Annotated in this window: 9 protein-coding genes; 4 read left to right on the plus strand and 5 right to left on the minus strand. The window is 69.9% G+C overall.

Annotated elements, in window-relative coordinates; all coding sequences use genetic code 11:
- Nucleotides 1-47: 47 nt before the first annotated feature.
- The 4 genes from arfB to recC are packed head-to-tail and all read right to left on the minus strand — an operon-like array spanning nucleotide 48 to nucleotide 9,776.
- The gene (gene arfB / locus BBJ41_RS06035) at nucleotides 48-452 is read right to left on the minus strand and encodes an alternative ribosome rescue aminoacyl-tRNA hydrolase ArfB (RefSeq protein ID WP_069745749.1); all 405 of its coding nucleotides are present in this window, start codon (nucleotides 450-452) and stop codon (nucleotides 48-50) included.
- The gene (locus tag BBJ41_RS06040; RefSeq protein WP_069745750.1) at nucleotides 449-2,737 is read right to left on the minus strand and encodes an AAA family ATPase; all 2,289 of its coding nucleotides are present in this window, start codon (nucleotides 2,735-2,737) and stop codon (nucleotides 449-451) included. Before BBJ41_RS06040 ends, arfB begins: the two co-directional genes overlap by 4 nt.
- Nucleotides 2,734-6,441, minus strand: a complete 3,708-nt coding sequence (gene recB / locus BBJ41_RS06045; protein WP_069745751.1) for an exodeoxyribonuclease V subunit beta — start codon at nucleotides 6,439-6,441, stop codon at nucleotides 2,734-2,736. Before recB ends, BBJ41_RS06040 begins: the two co-directional genes overlap by 4 nt.
- Nucleotides 6,438-9,776: an exodeoxyribonuclease V subunit gamma gene (gene recC / locus BBJ41_RS06050; RefSeq protein ID WP_069745752.1), complete on the minus strand. Its 3,339-nt coding sequence runs from the start codon at nucleotides 9,774-9,776 to the stop codon at nucleotides 6,438-6,440. Before recC ends, recB begins: the two co-directional genes overlap by 4 nt.
- A gap of 181 nt (nucleotides 9,777-9,957) precedes the next feature.
- Here recC and BBJ41_RS06055 point away from each other — a divergent pair, with 181 nt between their 5' ends.
- Together BBJ41_RS06055 and BBJ41_RS06060 are read left to right on the plus strand one after the other, a co-directional pair.
- The gene (locus BBJ41_RS06055) at nucleotides 9,958-12,249 is read left to right on the plus strand and encodes an FUSC family protein (RefSeq protein ID WP_069745753.1); all 2,292 of its coding nucleotides are present in this window, start codon (nucleotides 9,958-9,960) and stop codon (nucleotides 12,247-12,249) included.
- 295 nt (nucleotides 12,250-12,544) lie between these two features.
- Nucleotides 12,545-13,912 (plus strand): amino acid permease, encoded by a 1,368-nt coding sequence (locus tag BBJ41_RS06060; protein ID WP_069745754.1) that lies wholly within the window; start codon nucleotides 12,545-12,547, stop codon nucleotides 13,910-13,912.
- 170 nt (nucleotides 13,913-14,082) lie between these two features.
- Here BBJ41_RS06060 and BBJ41_RS40230 read toward each other — a convergent pair whose 3' ends face one another.
- Nucleotides 14,083-14,244 carry a hypothetical protein gene (locus BBJ41_RS40230; RefSeq protein WP_009688068.1) on the minus strand — a complete coding sequence of 54 codons (162 nt, stop codon included), beginning with the start codon at nucleotides 14,242-14,244 and terminating at the stop codon, nucleotides 14,083-14,085.
- A gap of 243 nt (nucleotides 14,245-14,487) precedes the next feature.
- On the opposite strand from BBJ41_RS40230, the gene BBJ41_RS06065 reads away from it, so the two are divergent.
- Together BBJ41_RS06065 and BBJ41_RS06070 are read left to right on the plus strand one after the other, a co-directional pair.
- The gene (locus BBJ41_RS06065) at nucleotides 14,488-15,531 is read left to right on the plus strand and encodes a Fe(3+) ABC transporter substrate-binding protein (RefSeq protein WP_043182119.1); all 1,044 of its coding nucleotides are present in this window, start codon (nucleotides 14,488-14,490) and stop codon (nucleotides 15,529-15,531) included.
- Nucleotides 15,521-17,209, plus strand: a complete 1,689-nt coding sequence (locus BBJ41_RS06070; protein WP_069745755.1) for an ABC transporter permease — start codon at nucleotides 15,521-15,523, stop codon at nucleotides 17,207-17,209. The genes BBJ41_RS06065 and BBJ41_RS06070 overlap by 11 nt, the downstream gene beginning before the upstream one ends.

A 17,209-nucleotide genomic window follows, 5' to 3' on the forward strand; every position in this document is an offset into this window, starting at 1 on the left:
TCACCCGTCGTGCCCGCCGTGCATTCGGCCCTCGGAGCCGCCGTTCGTCAGTCGCTCACCTTCCCTCTGCCCGACTTCACCACGCTGCGGCGCGACTTGTGCTCGAGCCGCCGCTCCTTCGACGCGCGCGTCGGCCGTGTCGCGACCCGCGCGCGCGGCGTGAACGCGACGCCCGCAATCAGCGTATCGAGCCGCGCCAGCGCAGCCTCGCGGTTCTTCTCCTGGGTGCGGTATTCCTGCGACTTGATCACGACGATGCCGTCGCGCGTAATGCGCTGGTCGGACAGTGCGAGGAGCCGTTCCTTGATGACCGGCGGCAGCGACGATGCCCGAATGTCGAAACGCAGGTGAATCGCGCTCGACACCTTGTTCACGTTCTGCCCGCCCGCGCCCTGTGCGCGTACGGCCGTCCATTCCACTTCGGCCGGATCGAGCGTATAGCGGATCATCATCGCGCAGCCTCCATGCGACGCCGTGCAAGCGCCTCGTCGACGCGCGCCGCGAGACCCGAATCACGCTGCGTACGCGTCGCGACCGCCTGCGCAAGCACGCGCCGCGGCCCGATCACCTGCACGCGCGTGCGGGCACGCGTCACCGCCGTGTAGACGAGCTCGCGCGTGAGCACGCGGCCGAACGATGCCGGCAGCACGAGCGCGGCTTCGTCGAATTCCGAGCCCTGCGACTTGTGGACCGTCAGCGCGAATGCCGTTTCGTGCGGCGGCAATGCGGCCGGCGATACGGCGCGCGCGGTCCCGTCCGCGCGCCTGAACCAGACGCGCAATACCCCGTGCGCGTCGGGCAGCGCGATGCCGATGTCGCCGTTGAACAGCCCGAGCGCATAGTCGTTGCGCGTCACCATGATCGGCCGTCCGGTGAACCAGTGCGCGCCGACCGCGAGCGGCACGCGCGCCGCGTGCCGCACGTGCGAGGCCACGAGCGCATTGACGTGCTCCGCACCGCGCGAGCCGCTGCGGGTCGCGCACAGGATCCGGAACCGGTTGAGCGCGTCGAACAGCGGCAGCGGATCGGGCACCGGCGCGGCCAGCACGTCGCGCAATGCGTCGAGATAAGCGCCGAACCGCCGCGCGAGCCGCTCGACCGTCGATGGCGCAAGCGTATCGCCCGCATCATCGAGGAACGACGCGGCGGCCGCGTCGTCCACAGGCAGTGCGTCGAGCGCAGCCTGCACGTCGCCGCTGCGGATCGCGAGCGACAACCGCCCGATCGGCGAATCGAGGCCGAAGCGGTAATTGCGTTCGAGCCATACGACGCAATCCGCGAGCGGTGCCGGTGCAGGTGTTGCGGACGCGGCGGCGGGTTCGCCCGGCAGCGCCGCCGTCATCGACTTCACCGACGCGAGCGCCGCATCGCTTGCGTCGAACGGCGGCAACTCGACGGCGTCGAGCCAGGCGAGTTCGTCGGCCTCGATCCATGCCGGGCCGTCGCTCGCGTCGCGGGTATTGGCCGGCGCCGGACCTGCGGGCAGCGAAGGCGCGACTTCGGCTGCGGGAACCTCGTCATCCTGAGGTTCGTCGTCGAAAAGCGATGCCTGTCGCGTATCGACTCGCTGCCGCGACGCCGGCTTGCGCGACGTGGCGGCCGATGCGGACGGAGATGCGTTGGCCGGCGTCACGGCGGAAGCCGCAACCGCTGCCGTTGCGGCTTCGTCCGGCACCGGCAGCGCCGCGACGAACGCCGCTTCGTCGATGCCGAGCGCCTGTGCGATGCGCGCGCGCGCCCCGGCGGTAAACGCCGGCCGCGCACTCAGCTCCGCGAACACGGCGCCCGCCTCGACCGCGGCCAGCTGATCCTTGTCGCCGAGCAACACGAGCCGCGCGCCCGGCGCAAGCGCGTCGAGCAGATGCGCGGCGAGCGCGACGTCGATCATCGACGCTTCGTCGACGACGATCAGGTCGTACGGCAGCGGATTGTCGCGATGATGCCGGAAGCCGGCTGCCCCGCCGCCGCCGAGCAGCCGATGCAGCGTATACGACGTATCGGGCAGGCGCGCGGCGAGTTCGGGCGGCAGGTCGCCGGCCCGCGCATGCAGCGCTTCCTGCATCCGCTGCGCGGCCTTGCCGGTCGGCGCGGCCAGCGCGACGCGCAGCCCCGGGTGCGCGTCGAGCAAGCAGGCCAGCACGCCGACGACCGTCGTCGTCTTGCCCGTGCCGGGGCCGCCGCTGACGATCGTCACGCGGCCCGTCAACGCGACGATCGCCGCGACTCGCTGCCAGTCGACTTCGCCGTTCGCGGGCCCGAAGTAGCGCGCGAGGCTGTCGCGCAACCGGTCGGGCGACAAGGATTCGTCCGGCACCGCGACGCCGGCCTGCGCTACCAGCGCATCGGCCAGCCGCCGTTCGTAATCGAAATAGCGCGACAGGTACAGATGGTCGTGCCGGTCGACGATCAGCGGCCGCTCGTCGCCACGCGCAAGCGTGCCGAACGCGACCACGCCGCTCGCGGCGAGCGCCGCGCGGACGTCGTCGAGCGGCGCTTCGTAGCGCTGCGCGAGCGCGCCGAGGGCGACGCACACGTGGCCGCCCGCGGTCGCGCGGCTCGTCGCGAACGCGGCGCGCGCCGCCCACCGCGCGGACGCGGCAGACGCACCGGCGCGACGCGACAGATCGCCGATACGGCGCGCGAAACCCTCCGCGAGCGCGATGCCGAAGTCGGCAGGTTCGGGCAGCCGTGCGACGAGGCCGCCGGTGAATTCGAGCGTGTCGTCGGACGCGTTCATGCGCGGCCCCCTTCCATCATCCGGTCGAGCGCGTCGACGAGCGCGCGCGCGGGCCGCCGCGCATGCACGCCGGCCGGCTCGCCGCCGCTGCGCCAGTCGGGCCGCACGCCGCGCACGAACAGGTACAGATAGCCCGCGATGTGCGTGTCGTAGTCGTAATCGGGCAACCGCCCCCGCAGGTAGCGATGCAGCGCGACCGTATAGAGCAGCGCCTGCAGGTGATAGGCGTGATCGGCCATCGCGACGTCGAGCGCGCGCGGGCCGTAGGCGTCCGGCGTCGTGCCGAGATGGTTCGACTTCCAGTCGACGATCCAGAAACGGCCGTCGTGTTCGACGATCATGTCGATGAAACCCTTGATGAAACCGGCGAGCATGCCAGCCTCGAGTGCAACGTCCGGATAACCGTGCGCGACGAGCAGCCGGCGCAGCGCCGTCAGGTCGAGCGACGGCGCCGGAAACAGGAAACCCATTTCGTCGAGCCGCTTCGCGGGATCGAGACCGGCGAGCCGCATGCCCGGCACGAGCTCCGTTTGCACGACATCGCCGACGAGCCGCGCCATCATCGCCGGCAGGCGCGTCGCCAGCTCGGGCTCGGCCTCGACCGGCCGGTCGTGCAACGCGCCAAGCGCGGCCTGGTGCCACGACTCGGGCTCCGTGAACCGGCTGAGTTCGAACAGGCGGTGCAGGCATTCGCCCGCCGCCGCGCCGCGCGGGAACACGAGGATGTCGTCGTCCGGCGGCTCGGGCGCAACCGTATCGGCCAGGACGAACTCGCCATCGGGCGTCACCTCGGCAAGCGCATCGTGATCGGGCCGCAGCTCGTCGTCGGGCACCGCCGCGACGCCCGCCTGCTCGCGCGCCATCGACGCGGTCAGCGAGCTGAAGCTCGCCATCCGCCATGCATCGCGCAGCACGCGCGTCGCATGGCGCGCCGTGAGCGTCTGCGATGCGTCGTGCCCGGCCGCGAGGCGTTCGCGTCGCGCGGGCGCCGGCAGCGGTGCGACGCTCACGGGGCCGCCCGCAAGCGCATGCCATGCGGTATCGAGCGCGGCTTCGTCGGGCGGCTCGTCGAGCCACGCATCGAACGACTGGCCGGCGCCGGCGACGAGCCAGTTGAGCACGCTGCGCCGCGCTTCGCGCGTCGAGCGCGACGACAGGTACGGCCCGGCGACGACATAACAGCGATAGACCGCGCGCGTGAGCGCCACGTAGACGAGCCGCGCGCGTTCCGCGGCCTGCTCGCGCAACGCCTGCCGCGCCGCATGCGCGGCCGCTTCGTCGTCGCACCCGTAATGCAGCACCGCATCGCCTGCTTCGTCGTGATACTCGCGCGCATCGGGCAACGCGGACGCGGGCGGCTCGCGCAACCCGCCGTCGTTCAGGAACGGGCAGAACACGACCGCATACTCGAGGCCTTTCGACTTGTGCACGGTCACGATCTGCACGAGGTTGCGATCGGATTCGAGACGCAGTTGCGCTTCTTCGCCGCCGCCGTCGAGCCGTTGCGCGGCAAGCCAGCGCAGCGTCGGCGCGATACCCGGCTGCGCGGATGCGCGCGCCTGCGTCAGTTCGGCCAGGTGGTTGATGTCGGTCACGCGGCGCTCGCCGTCCGCGCCGGCCATCAGCCGCTCGGCGATCCGCAACTCGCGCGTGAAGGTACGCCACATCACCGCGAATCCACGTTCGCGCCACAGCAGCCGATACCGCGAGAAACGCTCGACCCAGCTCATCGCGTCGGCGCTGTCGGCCGCGGACGCTTCGTGTTGCGCATCGCCGTCGCCCTGCTCCATGCGCCACAGCGCGCCGGCGTCGAGACCGAACCAGTCGGCCGCGAGCGCCGCACGCAAGCGCCGCAAGTCGCCCGGCGCATCGATCGCCGCCAGCACGCGCTCGAGCTGCTCGGCGTCGCCGGTCGAGAACACCGATGCCTGCGCCAGTTCGACGCTGCCGATGCCCCACGTCGCGAGCACGCGCTTCACGAGACTGCCCTGCCGGTGCGTCTGCACGAGCACCGCGATGTCGCCCGGCGACAGCGGCGTGTCGCCCAGTCGCACATGCCCTTCGCGCGCGCCGCGCATCAGCCGCGCGATCTCGGCCGCGCAGGCCTGCGCGGCCTGCGCTTGCGCGTCGCGCTTGAGCAGCGTGCCCTCGCCGCCCGGCAGCGCCCAGACCCGGAAGTCGCCGGCCGGGCCCGGATCGGTTTCGTCGACGAACGGCGCACGCACGCGCGTGCCGGCGCGCACCGCGTAATAGTCGAGCCCGTCGAGCACGAATGCGTGCGGATTCGACATGAAGAAGCGGTTGCACGCATCGACGATCGCAGGCGTCGAGCGCTGGTTGACCGCGAGCGTATAGCACGCGCTCGCCCGCGCGCGCGCCGCCAGGTAGGTATGCAGATCGGCCGCGCGGAAGCTGTAGATCGCCTGCTTCGGATCGCCGACGAGAAAGAGCGGGCCGCCCGGCGCGAAGATCCGGTCGAAGATCGCGAACTGCAGCGGGTCGGTATCCTGGAACTCGTCGATCAGCGCGGCCGGATAGCGCGCGCGCAGCGTCTCGGCAAGCCACGGATGCGCATGCAGCGCGTGGTACAGGTTCGCGAGCAGATCGTCGAACGACACGACGCGCCGCGTGCGCTTGCGCTCGGCCAGCTCGCCCGGCGCCATGTCGAGCCATTCGGCGATCAGCGCGAGCCAGCGCGCGCGCTGCGTGGCCTCGGCCGCCGCCACGGCCGCTTCGAGCGCGTCCGCGACGTCGAAAAACGCATGTTCGGGCGTCGCGCCGCCTTTTTTCGTGGCCTTCGTCAGCGCGGTGCGCGTGAGCTTCAGTGCGGCCTTCGGCAGCGCGGCCGTCGCATCGCCCTGCGCGAAATGTGCGGCCCACGCATCGAGCGCGTCGGCCACCGCGTCGGGCTTGTGCGAGCGCTGGTTCAGCGCAGGCTGCGCGACGCGCAGCAGCGCATCGATCGCGTCGCGCTCGGCCGCCCACATCCGCGCCGCCTCGGCGAAGCATTCGGCCGCTGCGGCCTCGGCCGATTCGTCAGGCTCGGTCACGCCGTCCCAACGCAGCGCGGCCAGCGGCTTCTTCAGCCGGCGCGCGAGCTGCGCATCGAGCGCAGCCGGGCCGGCGCCAGATTCGACGAGCCAGATCGCGAAGCCCGGCCAGCGCGCGGCGGCCGGTTCGACGCGCGTGCGCCAGAAATCCGCCGCGAGTTCGAAGCGCAGCGACGCGTCGTCGGCTTCCATGTCGAACGCGAACGGCATCGCGGCCGCGAACGGCGCTTCCTGCAGCGCGCGCTGACAGAACGCGTGGATCGTGTGGATCGCGGCCTGGTCGAACGCGCGCAGCGCGCGCCGGATCCGCTTCAAGGCCGTCTCGGGATCGAGCGCCCCGCCTTCGCCGAGCGTCGTGTCGAGCAGGCGCGCGATGAACAGATCGCCGCCGTCGTCGCCCGTGTCGAGTGCGTGCGCGAGCTGCGCGAGCCGACCGCGAATCCGCTCGTGCAGCTCGGCCGTCGCCGCTTTCGTGAAGGTCACGACGAGGATTTCATCTGCGCCGAGATCCTTTTCGAGCAGCAGGCGCACATACAGCGCGCAGATGTTCCAGGTCTTGCCGGTGCCGGCGGACGCCTCGATCTGGTTGACGCCGTCGAGCGGGCACGCGAACACGTCGAGTTCGAGCGCCGGTTGATGCGACACGGCGCTCATGCAACCTCCTTCAGATGTTCGACGAGCGGCTCGAACACGAGCTTCGCGAGCGTGCCGAACGGCTCGTCGAGCGACGCATGCGCGCCGCGCCACGCGATCGCGATGGCCGGATCGTCGGCTTCGCTCACGACGCGCTCGTTGATCCAGACGCTCGCGGCCTTGGCTTCGCCGTCGGACACCCTCGCCCACGCGCTGCGCGGGAAAAACCGCAGCGGCATGCGCCGCCCCGCGCGAAACAGCGCGGCCAGCGGCGCGAGCCGTTCGAGCGGCGCCGCGACGGGCGTCAGCTCGAACGCGCCGCCGCTGCCGAACCACAGCGTGCGGCGCGGGCCGCCGGGCTCGACCGCGCAGTAGACGAGATGCGCGAGCCACGCGGACAGGTAATCGCGCGCGCTCGCCCGCGCATAACGGTAGATGATCTGCCCGGCCGGCGTCAGCCGGTTCAGCGTGCCGTGCAATTCGAGCGGCGTGCTCACCGCGTCGGCTGACAGCATCGCGTCGTCGGCGCCGAACAGCGCCTGTTCGGTGTCCGGCCACGCCGGCGCGACAACAAGCGAGAACGGCCGCCGCTCCATGCCGTCGGCCAGCGCACGGCGCACGTTCGACGCAAGCTGCGTCATCGAGCCGAGCGCCTGGTCGCGCCACACGGCACCCGTCGCACCGCCCGGCAGTTCGGGGCTCGCATCGGCAATGCGCAGCGCATGATCGTGCACGGCTGCGTCGCCCGATTCGATCAGGAGCGGCAGCACGCGCTCGGCAAGTGCGTCGCTGCCGGCGAAGTCGAGCGCGAACGGCTCCGTGTCGAGCAGTTCGGCCTGCGCGTCGGCCAGCACGATGCCGAGCCGCGCGCGCAGCACCGCACGCGCCGGATGCCGCCAGAAGCGCTCGAATTCGCTGAACGCGACGGGCTCGACCGGTTCGGCCGGCAACGGCTGCGCGAAGAACCGCAGCTCGCGCGCCCCGTCGCGCGATGCCTCGGCGGCCAGCAGTGACGCGAGCGTCGCACGCTCGGCGTCATACGAAACGAGTTCGCTGCCCGGCTGGAAATAGGCGGCCGCGAACGGTTGCAGCGGATGCTCGACGATGAACGCGCGTCGCGCGGCGTCGACCGCATCCGGTGCGGCGTCGGGCCCGGCCGTGACGAGCGCGAGATGATCGAGCAGTTCGTCGACGAGCGCCGCGGGCGGCAACGGCGCGTTGTCGCGAATGCTGCGGCCCGTGTAGGCGATCATCAGCCGATCGCGGGCAGCGAGCAGCAGGTCGAGGAACAGGTTGCGCTCGTCGTCGCGGCGCTGCCGGTCGCCGAGCTTCGGCAACACGGCCATCAAATCGAATTCGTCTGCGCGCGCGAGGCTCGGCAGCACGCCGTCGTCCATCCCGAGCAGGCAGACGACGCGGTACGGCAGGCCGCGCAGGCTCGTCAGCGACGAGAACGTCACGCCACCCCACGGCACCCCGCCGCGCGCCGGATCGTCGAGCGCCGCGGCGAGCCCCGCGCGGACGACGGCCGCCGGCAGCGCTTCGTCGGGCGCCCCTTCCGTCATCGCGGCCAGCATCGCGTCGAGCGCGTCGCGCACGCCCGCGAGCGCGTCCGCGAACGCGGCACCCGAGTCGAAGAAACGCGCGAGCGTGTCGGCGAACAGCTCGCTCCAGCCGCGCGGCGTATGCGATTCGGCCAGCCGCTGCGCAAAGCCGTCGAGATCGTCGGTGAAGCGCGCGAGCCGGCCGAGCAACTCGGCCTCGCTGCCAGTGGCCGCCTCGATCGGCAGCCATGCGCCGACCGGCGCCGCGCCTTCCGGCATCGCATAACCGAGAAAGAGCCGCGCAAGCGCATCGGAGAACGTATGACGCGGCGAAGGCACGGCCGCGTCGTCGCTCGCGCGCGGCGACAGCCCGCGCCGCGCGCCGGCGGCCGCGAGCCACGTCTGCACCGTTTCGAGCGCGGCCGCATCGATGCCGTAGCGCGCGGCCACCGCGTCGACGCGCAGCCATTCGACCAGCTCCGGCGCGCCGACCTGCCGGTCCGGCAACGCGAGCCAGTCGAGCAGCACGCGTGCGACCGGGTTCGCCTGCGACGGCGGCAGGCCCGTGATCCGGTAAGGCACGCGTGCGCCGCCGGCGCCGGCCGTGCCGAACACCGCGTCGATCAGCGGCCCCGCCGCCGCGAGATCGGCCACCGCGACGAGCACGTCGGACGGCTGCAGGCTCGCATCGGCGTCGAACCACGCGAGCAGCCGGTCGTGCAGCACTTCGAGCTGGCGCGCGAGGCTATGGCACACGTGCACTTCGATCCCGCGCTCGGCCGGCGCGCCGCCGACATCGGCCTCCGGCTGCAGTTCGAGGATCGCGTTCTGTACGCGCGCGAGCCACGTCGGCGCGGGATTCTCGACGAAACGCGACGCGTCGCCCGACGCAGCGCTTTCGGTCAGCTCGTGCAGCATGTGCAGTTGCGCCTGCGTCTGCCGGCCCCATTCGGCGAGCAGCGGATGGCCGACTTCCTGGTAATCGAGCCGGCCGGCCGCATCGAGCGCCTCGGCGTGCGCGGCCGTCACGATGTCGAACCAGAATTCGCGGCACGGGTTCAGCGCATAGACACGCACGTCGATCCAGCGCGACAGTTCGCGCAGCAGCGCGATGTGCAGCGGCGGCATCGTCGGCAGCGCGAATATGCTGACCGATTCCGGCCAGTCCGCGCGCGCGGCCGCCTCATCATCGAGATGGCGCGCCTCGACGAGAAAACGATGCGCGGGCGGCGTGCCGCTGTCGCTCAGCTCGGCGAGCAGCGCGCGCCACAGCGCGGCCTGCCAGCGCTCGTCGTCGCGTGCGGCGTCGCTGATCCCGCGCGGCGCGGCGTCGCCCGCGAGCACGGATTCGCCGGCCTGCCACGCGGCCAGCCATCCGGGGCGATAGGTCAGGTAATGATCGAGCACGGCCGCGACGCGGTGCGCGAGCTCGTAGCGCATCGCATCGTCGGACGCGGACAGATATGCGGCAAGCCGCGGCGACGCGAGCCACGGCGCGCCGTCGGCCGCCTGCGCGAACAGCCGGTAGCAGCGCCACACGAGGCGGTCGGGCGCGAACGGCGAACGCGCGGGCACCGTCAGCACGCGGCCGATCTGCGCCCACAGCCACTGCGCGAGATACGTGAACTCGACGTTCGCGCACACGCCGTTGCGCGCGGCGATGTCGAGCTCGAGACGCCGGCGCAGCGCGGCGCTCGGCACGATGACCTGTTGCGGCGCCCACGGGGCGTTGCGGGCCGGGAACGCGGCCAGATCCTCGAGCAGCGCGTCGGCCAGCGTCTCGTGACGGTTCGAATAGAAGAGATGGAGCATGAGGCAGGCGTGGGAACCTCGCGCCGGCCAGGCCGGGCGAACAGGGTCTCCAAGGATAGCAAAGGGCCGCCGCCACGGCCATTGGCCGGAAAGCCAGCTTTTGCGGACCACGAAATACGATAGACTCGTCGCCAGTCAATACGCCGCCCCCGGGCGTCTTCGTCTGCCATTCAGCCCATCGATGCGCTATTCGGTCGAAATCAGAAAGTTTTTCTACAGCCAGTACTTTTTCGGCGGCCTGCGGATCGCGGTCGGCGTCTCGCTGCCGGCCGTGCTGTGCCTGATCGTGTTCAACAACCGGGAGCTCGGCTTCACGATCTCGACGGGCGCGCTCGGCGCATGCGTCGTCGACATGCCCGGCCCGCTCAAGTACAAGCACAACGAAATGCTTGCGTGCAGCGTGATCGGTTTCCTCGCCGCGCTCGCCACCGGCCTCGCGACACCGAATATCTTCGCGCTGTGGCTCACGATCGTGCCGCTCACGTTCGTGCTGTCGCTGATCGTCGTCTACGGCAACCGCTGGCCGCAGATCAGCTTCGCGACGCTGTTCATGATGGTGATGACGCTCGAGGAGAAATTCACGCCGCTGCAGGCGTTCATCAACGCCGGCTGGATCCTCGCGGGCGGCCTTTGGTATACGTACTGGGCCACGCTCGTGTCGCGATGGCAGGCGCGCCGGATCGAGCAGCAGGCGCTGGCCGAGAGCCTGTTCGCGTGCGCCGACTACCTGCTCGCACGCGCGCAGTTCTACGATCTCGACGCCGATCTCGACGAGTGCTACCGCAATCTCGTCGCGAAGCAGATCACCGCGGTCGAGACGCAGGAAACCGCGCGCGACATCGTGCTGCGCAACCTGCCGAAGCTGCGCCGCGGCAAGCTCGATCCCGGCCGCACGACGATGTACAACCTGTTCATCAACAGCGTCGACCTGCACGAGCTGTTCGTCGGCGCACACACCGATTACCCGCTGGTGCGCAACACGTTCGGCGGCTCGGATCTCATCATTTTCTACCGTGACCTGATCCGCAAGGCGGCCACCGATCTCGAAGAGATCGGCCTCGCCGTGCTCGAGAACCGCGCGCCGCATTCGCACGTGAGCGTGAAGGCCGAACTGCGCGCGATCGAGTACGAGATCGAGCTGATGCGCAAGAAGAATTTCGCGGCCACCAACGCGGAAGCGTACGCGGCCGTGCTCGCGACGTTCCGGCGCATCTGGAGCGCGACGCGCCTGATCGACCGGATGCGCCGCAACCTGTCGGGCCACGCCGATCCGCAGCAAACCGAACTGAAGATCGACAAGGCGCTCACGCGCTTCCTGCAGCGCCGCCGGATGTCGCCGCTGCTGATCTTCTCGAACCTGAACATGCGCTCGCCGAGCTTTCGCCACGCGCTGCGCGTGACGATCGCGGTGGCGGTCGGCTTCTGGCTCGGTCGGCTGCTGCCGCTCACGAACGCGTACTGGATCGTGATGACCACCATCATCATCCTGAAGCCCGGCTACTCGCTCACCAAGCAGCGCAACGCACAGCGGATCATCGGCACGCTGATCGGCTGCGCGGCGAGCATCGCGCTGATCTACACGGTGAAGGAGCCGCACCTGCTGATCGCAATCATGTTCGGGTCGATGGTGATGAGCTACAGCCTGCTGCTGTTCAACTACGCGGCGAGCGTCGTGTTCACGTCGTCGTACGTGCTGCTGATGTTCCACCTGCTCGCACCGGGCAGCATGCGGATCATCGGCGAGCGTGCAATCGACACCGTGGTCGGCTGCATGATCGCGATCGCCGCCAGCCGGCTGTTCCCGTACTGGGAATACCGGCTGATGGGCAAGCAGGTCGCCGACATGCTCACCGCGACCCGCAAGTATTTCGAGGCCGTATGGCGCGCCGGGCGCGGCGCATCGCCGCCGCCCGTGCCCACCGCCGACGGCGCGGCCGTGGTGCCGGTGATCGCCGCGGCGGTCGAGACGCCGACCACGAGCCTCGACGACGACTACCGCTACCGCCTCGCGCGCAAGGACGTGCACATCGCGTTCGCGAACCTCGGGCAGGCATTCCAGCGGATGATGATCGAGCCGAAGGCGCACCAGCGTTTCGTGCCGGAGCTGAACGACCTGCTCGTGCAGACGCACGTGCTCGGCGCGCAGATCACGGCCGCCGCGCCGCTGATCCGCAATGCGTGCTCGGCCGACAGCAGCATCGAGCACGACGATGCACTGCATCGCGGCCTCACGGCCGTGCTCGACAATCTCGAGAAGGCCGAGGCCGGCGAGCCACCGCCCGCCGATCAGCTCGAGGCATCGAAACAGATCACGCGCGATCTCGACGCGATGGTCGTGTCGGCGGAAAAATCCGACGCAGTGGGCGCCGAGCTCACGCACGACCTGAAGGTGCTCGCGCACCAGTGCAAGCAGATGCTCGCGTCGTCGCTGCTGATCCGCAAGGACGCGAGCGTGATCCGCCTGCCCGCCTGATCCATCCGGCTTTTCCCGCCGGTGGCCGGCCCGCGCACGCCGCAGGTCGGCCACCGGTGCTCCCCGATCCAACGATTCACCGAAGCATGACCTGCCCGCCCCACGCGGCCCGCCCGCACGCCGTGCGACCGCCCCACTCCCTATTCCGCCCGTTGCGCCAGTCAGGGAATACCCGATTCCGGTCACCCGGCCCGGCTTGTTATCATTCGTTCACATTTCAAGTTGTATAGACAACTTAAGCCAATCGGACCGGCCCCGCTCGCCCGGTTCGTCGCATAACGATATCGGAGACTCGATGAAAAACTTGCAGCGCCACCTGAGCGCGCGGCACATCCGCTTTCTCGCGCTGGGTTCGGCGATCGGCACGGGCCTGTTCTACGGTTCGGCGACCGCGATCCAGCTCGCGGGCCCGGCCGTGATCCTCGCGTACATCCTCGGCGGCGCGGCCGTCTACATGGTGATGCGCGCGCTCGGCGAGATGGCCGTGCGCGAACCCGTCGCCGGGTCGTTCGGCCACTACGCTACCGAGAACCTCGGCCCGTTCGCGGGATTCGTCACGGGCTGGACCTACACGCTCGAAATGGTGATCGTCGCGATTGCCGACATCACCGCATTCGGCATCTACATGGGTTTCTGGTTTCCGGATGTCCCGCAATGGATCTGGGTGCTCGGTGTCGTGGCGATCATCTGCGGGCTGAACCTGTGCCACGTGAAGGTGTTCGGCGAGCTCGAGTTCTGGCTGTCGATCATCAAGGTCGGCGCGATCGTCGCGATGATCGGCGGTGGCGTCGCGATCCTGCTGACCGGCATGCACTTCGGCCATTCGGCCGACGTGCCGACGTTCGCGAACCTGTGGAACCATGGCGGTTTCCTGCCGAACGGCGTCGGCGGGCTGATCGCGTCGCTGTCGGTCGTGATTTTCGCGTACGGCGGAATCGAGGTGATCGGGATGAGCGCCGGCGAGGCGAAGGACCCGGAGCGCGTGATTCCGCGCGCGATCAACGCGGTGCCCGCGCGCATCCTGCTGTTCTACGTGTTGACGATGGTCGTGCTGATGTCGATCAGCCCGTGGACGGGCGTCGGCAGCGACGGCAGCCCGTTCGTGCAGATCTTCTCGGCGCTCGGCGTGAAGTCGGCCGCGACGATCCTCAACCTGGTCGTGATCAGCGCGGCGATCTCGGCGATCAACAGCGACATCTTCGGCGCAGGCCGGATGATGTTCGGGATGGCGCGGCAGGGGCAGGCGCCGCGCGTGCTGATGACGACGTCGCGACACGGCGTGCCGTGGGTCACCGTGCTCGTGATGGCGGGCGCGCTGCTCTTCGGCGTGCTGCTCAACTACCTGATGCCGAAGGACGTGTTCCTGATGGTCGCGGCAATCGCCACGTTCGCGACGGTGTGGGTGTGGCTGATGATCCTGCTGTCGCAGGTCGCGATGCGTCGCCGGCTGTCGAGCACCGAAATCGCGGCGCTGAAGTTCAAGGTGCCGCTGTGGCCCGTCGCGCCGGCGCTGACGATCGCGTTCATGGGCTTCGTGATCGTGATGCTCGGCTGGTTCGAGGACACGCGTGTCGCGCTGTATGTCGGTGCAGCGTGGCTCGCGCTGCTCGCGATCGTGTTCTACGCGCGGATTCGCCCGAAATTCGCACCTGCGTCACGTTGACGCACGGCTGACCTACTGCTGACCGATACGCGGCGCGCCGGCTTCGGCGGGCGCCCGCTTCCTGACCGCTGCTTGCCTGATTCTGCGCGGCGACTGCCGCGCCGGAAGCCGCGCAACGCTCCCTTCTCATGCACGACATGCGCGACCCGACCGGGCCGCGCACCGGCACGTCAGTGCGATGCCGCGCTCGCGGCCTCGGCCGGATGCGCCTCGTCGTACGCGCGCTTCTGCGAAATCGCGTTGTACAGGATCGTCCCGATCACGAGCAGCACGGCCACGACGATCAGGATGCTCACGTTGCGGACAGGGTTCTTCTTGCGCTGATCGTTCATGGTCGGGGCAACTCCGTCAAATTCGTCGAAGCGCGCATTCTACGCGCTTGCGCCGCCGCTGCGCCGCCCCGTTTCCGATCCTCGTCTTCACCGTCCCCGCCGCTTGCCGCAAGCTTTCATTTGATAATCGTTCCCATTTCGATCTAGAATCCTGAGTCTTTCATTTTGTAATGTTCCGGATCGCTCGGGCGGCAGGCGCGCCCCGGAACGCTCCCTTCGTCCACCTGCCCCACCGGAGTCTTCATGTCGAATCCGCGCACTCGCCTGCTGCCGCTTGCCGGCGCCCTCGCCCTTGCCGCGGCCGCCTTCGCACCGCTTGCCCAGGCGGCCGAAGAAGTGAGCCTGTACACCACCCGCGAACCGAAGCTGATCCAGCCGCTCATCGACGCGTTCACGAAGCAGAGCGGCGTCAAGGTCAACACCGTGTTCGTGAAGGACGGCCTGCTCGAGCGCGTGAAGGCGGAAGGCGCACAATCGCCGGCCGACGTGCTGATGACGGTCGACGTCGGCAACCTGCTCGACCTCGTCGACGGCGGGCTCACGCAGCCGGTGCGCTCGAAGGCGCTCGACGACGCGATTCCCGCGAACCTGCGCGGCGCGAACGGCGACTGGTACGCGCTGTCGCTGCGCGACCGCGTGCTGTACGTCGAAAAGGACCTGAAGGTCGATGCGTTCCGCTACGAGGATCTCGCCGATCCGAAGTGGAAAGGCAAGGTCTGCATCCGCTCGGGCCAGCATCCGTACAACACGGCGCTCGTCGCGGCGATGATCGCGCACGACGGCGAAGCGGCGACCGAGAAGTGGCTGCGCGGCGTGAAGGCGAACCTGGCGCGCAAGGCGACCGGCGGCGACCGCGACGTCGCGCGCGACATCCTCGGCGGCATCTGCGACGTCGGCCTCGCGAACGCGTACTACGTCGGTCACATGAAGAATGCCGAGCCGGGCAGCGATGCGCGCAAGTGGGGCGACGCGATCAAGGTCGTGCGGCCGACGTTCGCGAACGCGAAGAGCGGCGGCACGCACGTCAACATCAGCGGCGCGACGGTCGCGAAGCACGCGCCGCACAAGGCCAACGCGGTGAAGCTGCTCGAATACCTCGTGTCGCCGGAAGCGCAGGCGCTGTATGCGCAGGCGAACTACGAATACCCGGTGCGCGCGAACGTGAAGCTCGACCCGGTGATCGCAAGCTTCGGCACGCTGAAAATCGACCCGCTGCCGCTGGCGGACATCGCGAAGCATCGCAAGCAGGCGAGCCAGCTCGTCGACAAGGTCGGTTTTGACAACTGACGCATCGTTCGCCGGCACACGCCGGCAGCCCGACCGGCCGCGGCTGCGGCCGCGCGCAGGCAGCCTGTGGCTGATCGCGGCGCTGGCGATCGCCGCAGCGGTCGCGGCGCCGCTCGCGGTGCTCGTGGCCGCCGCGTTCGACGCCGATCTCGCGCACTGGCGTCATCTCGCCGAATTCGTGCTGCCGCAAGCGCTCGTCAATACGCTGCTGCTGCTCGCGGGCGTCGGCGCGATCGTGTCGATCGTCGGCACCGGCTGCGCGTGGCTCGTCACCGCGTACGACTTTCCCGGCCGCCGGATGCTGACGTGGGCGCTGCTGCTGCCGCTCGCGGTCCCCACCTACATCGTCGCGTTCGCGTATCTCGACCTGCTGCACCCGATCGGCCCCGTTCAGGGCGCGATCCGCTGGCTGCTCGGTTTCGACAGCCCGCGCCAGTTCCGCCTGCCCGACCTGCGCTCGCTGCCCGGCGCGATCTTCGTGCTCGGTTTTGTGCTGTATCCATATGTGTACCTGAGCACGCGCGCGATGTTCGTCACGCAGTCCGCGAGCCTGCTCGAAGCCGCGCGCACGCTCGGCGCAGGACGCATCGCGACGTTCCGGCGCGTCGTCCTGCCGCTCGCGCGGCCCGCGATCGCAGTCGGCGTGAGCCTCGCGCTGCTGGAAACGTTGAACGACATCGGCGCGTCCGAATTCCTCGGCGTGCAAACGCTGACCGTCTCCGTCTATACGACGTGGATCACGCGCTCCGATCTCGCCGGCGCCGCGCAGATCGCGCTCGCGATGCTGGCGATCGTCGTCGGCATGATCGCGCTCGAACGTTACGGGCGCCGCCGCCAGCGCTACGCGCACGGCCGGCGTATGCGGCCGATCGCGCCGCGCCGCCTGACGGGCACGGCGGCATTGGGCGCCGCCGTGCTCGGCTGGCTGCCCGTGCTGCTCGGCTTCGGCGCGCCGGCCGCGTATCTCGCGGTCGAAACGGGCAAGCGGCTGCATCTCGTCGGCGGCGTGTCCGCCCAGCTGATGACGGGGCTCGCGAACACGCTGACGATCGCCACCGCCGCCACCGCCGCGACGCTCGCGTGCGGGCTCGTCGTCGCATGGGCCGCGCGCGCGCAACGCGACAGCGCACGGGCGGGCCCCGCCCGCGGGTTCGCACGGATCGCGAGCCTCGGCTATGCGGTGCCGGGCACCGTGCTCGCGATCGGCTTGCTGATCCCGTTCGCGGCGGCCGACCGGCTGTTCGGCGCGGCGCTCGGCCGCGACGGATTGCTGCTGATGGGTTCGTCGGCGGCGCTCGTGATCGCCTATACCGTGCGCTTTCTCGCGATCCCGGCCGGCAGCATCGAGGCCGGCCTCGCGCGCATTCCGCCGTCGCTCGAACAGGCGGCGCGCTCGCTCGGCGAGACGGCCGGCGGCACGCTGCGCCGCGTGCATCTGCCGCTGCTGCGGCCCGCGCTCACGACGAGCGCGCTGCTGGTGTTCGTCGACGCGATGAAGGAATTGCCGGCGACGCTGCTGCTGCGCCCGCTGAACTTCGACACGCTCGCGACCTGGCTGTATGCGGAAGCTGCGCGCGGCACCTACGAGGAAGGCGCGGTCGCCGCGCTCGCGATCGTGCTGGCCGGGCTCGTGCCCGTGATCCTGCTCGCCCGCACCCGCCACAAGATCGGAAACTGA

The sequence above is a fragment of the Burkholderia stabilis genome (assembly GCF_001742165.1).
In the GTDB taxonomy this organism is placed as follows: Bacteria; Pseudomonadota; Gammaproteobacteria; order Burkholderiales; family Burkholderiaceae; genus Burkholderia; species Burkholderia stabilis.

What these genes read in the sequence shown, in the direction of transcription:
- arfB (WP_069745749.1), bottom strand. Translation starts at nt 452, where the DNA reads ATGATGATCCGCTATACGCTCGATCCGGCCGAAGTGGAATGGACGGCC.
- BBJ41_RS06040 (WP_069745750.1), bottom strand. Translation starts at nt 2,737, where the DNA reads ATGAACGCGTCCGACGACACGCTCGAATTCACCGGCGGCCTCGTCGCA.
- recB (WP_069745751.1), bottom strand. Translation starts at nt 6,441, where the DNA reads ATGAGCGCCGTGTCGCATCAACCGGCGCTCGAACTCGACGTGTTCGCG.
- recC (WP_069745752.1), bottom strand. Translation starts at nt 9,776, where the DNA reads ATGCTCCATCTCTTCTATTCGAACCGTCACGAGACGCTGGCCGACGCG.
- BBJ41_RS06055 (WP_069745753.1), top strand. Translation starts at nt 9,958, where the DNA reads ATGCGCTATTCGGTCGAAATCAGAAAGTTTTTCTACAGCCAGTACTTT.
- BBJ41_RS06060 (WP_069745754.1), top strand. Translation starts at nt 12,545, where the DNA reads ATGAAAAACTTGCAGCGCCACCTGAGCGCGCGGCACATCCGCTTTCTC.
- BBJ41_RS40230 (WP_009688068.1), bottom strand. Translation starts at nt 14,244, where the DNA reads ATGAACGATCAGCGCAAGAAGAACCCTGTCCGCAACGTGAGCATCCTG.
- BBJ41_RS06065 (WP_043182119.1), top strand. Translation starts at nt 14,488, where the DNA reads ATGTCGAATCCGCGCACTCGCCTGCTGCCGCTTGCCGGCGCCCTCGCC.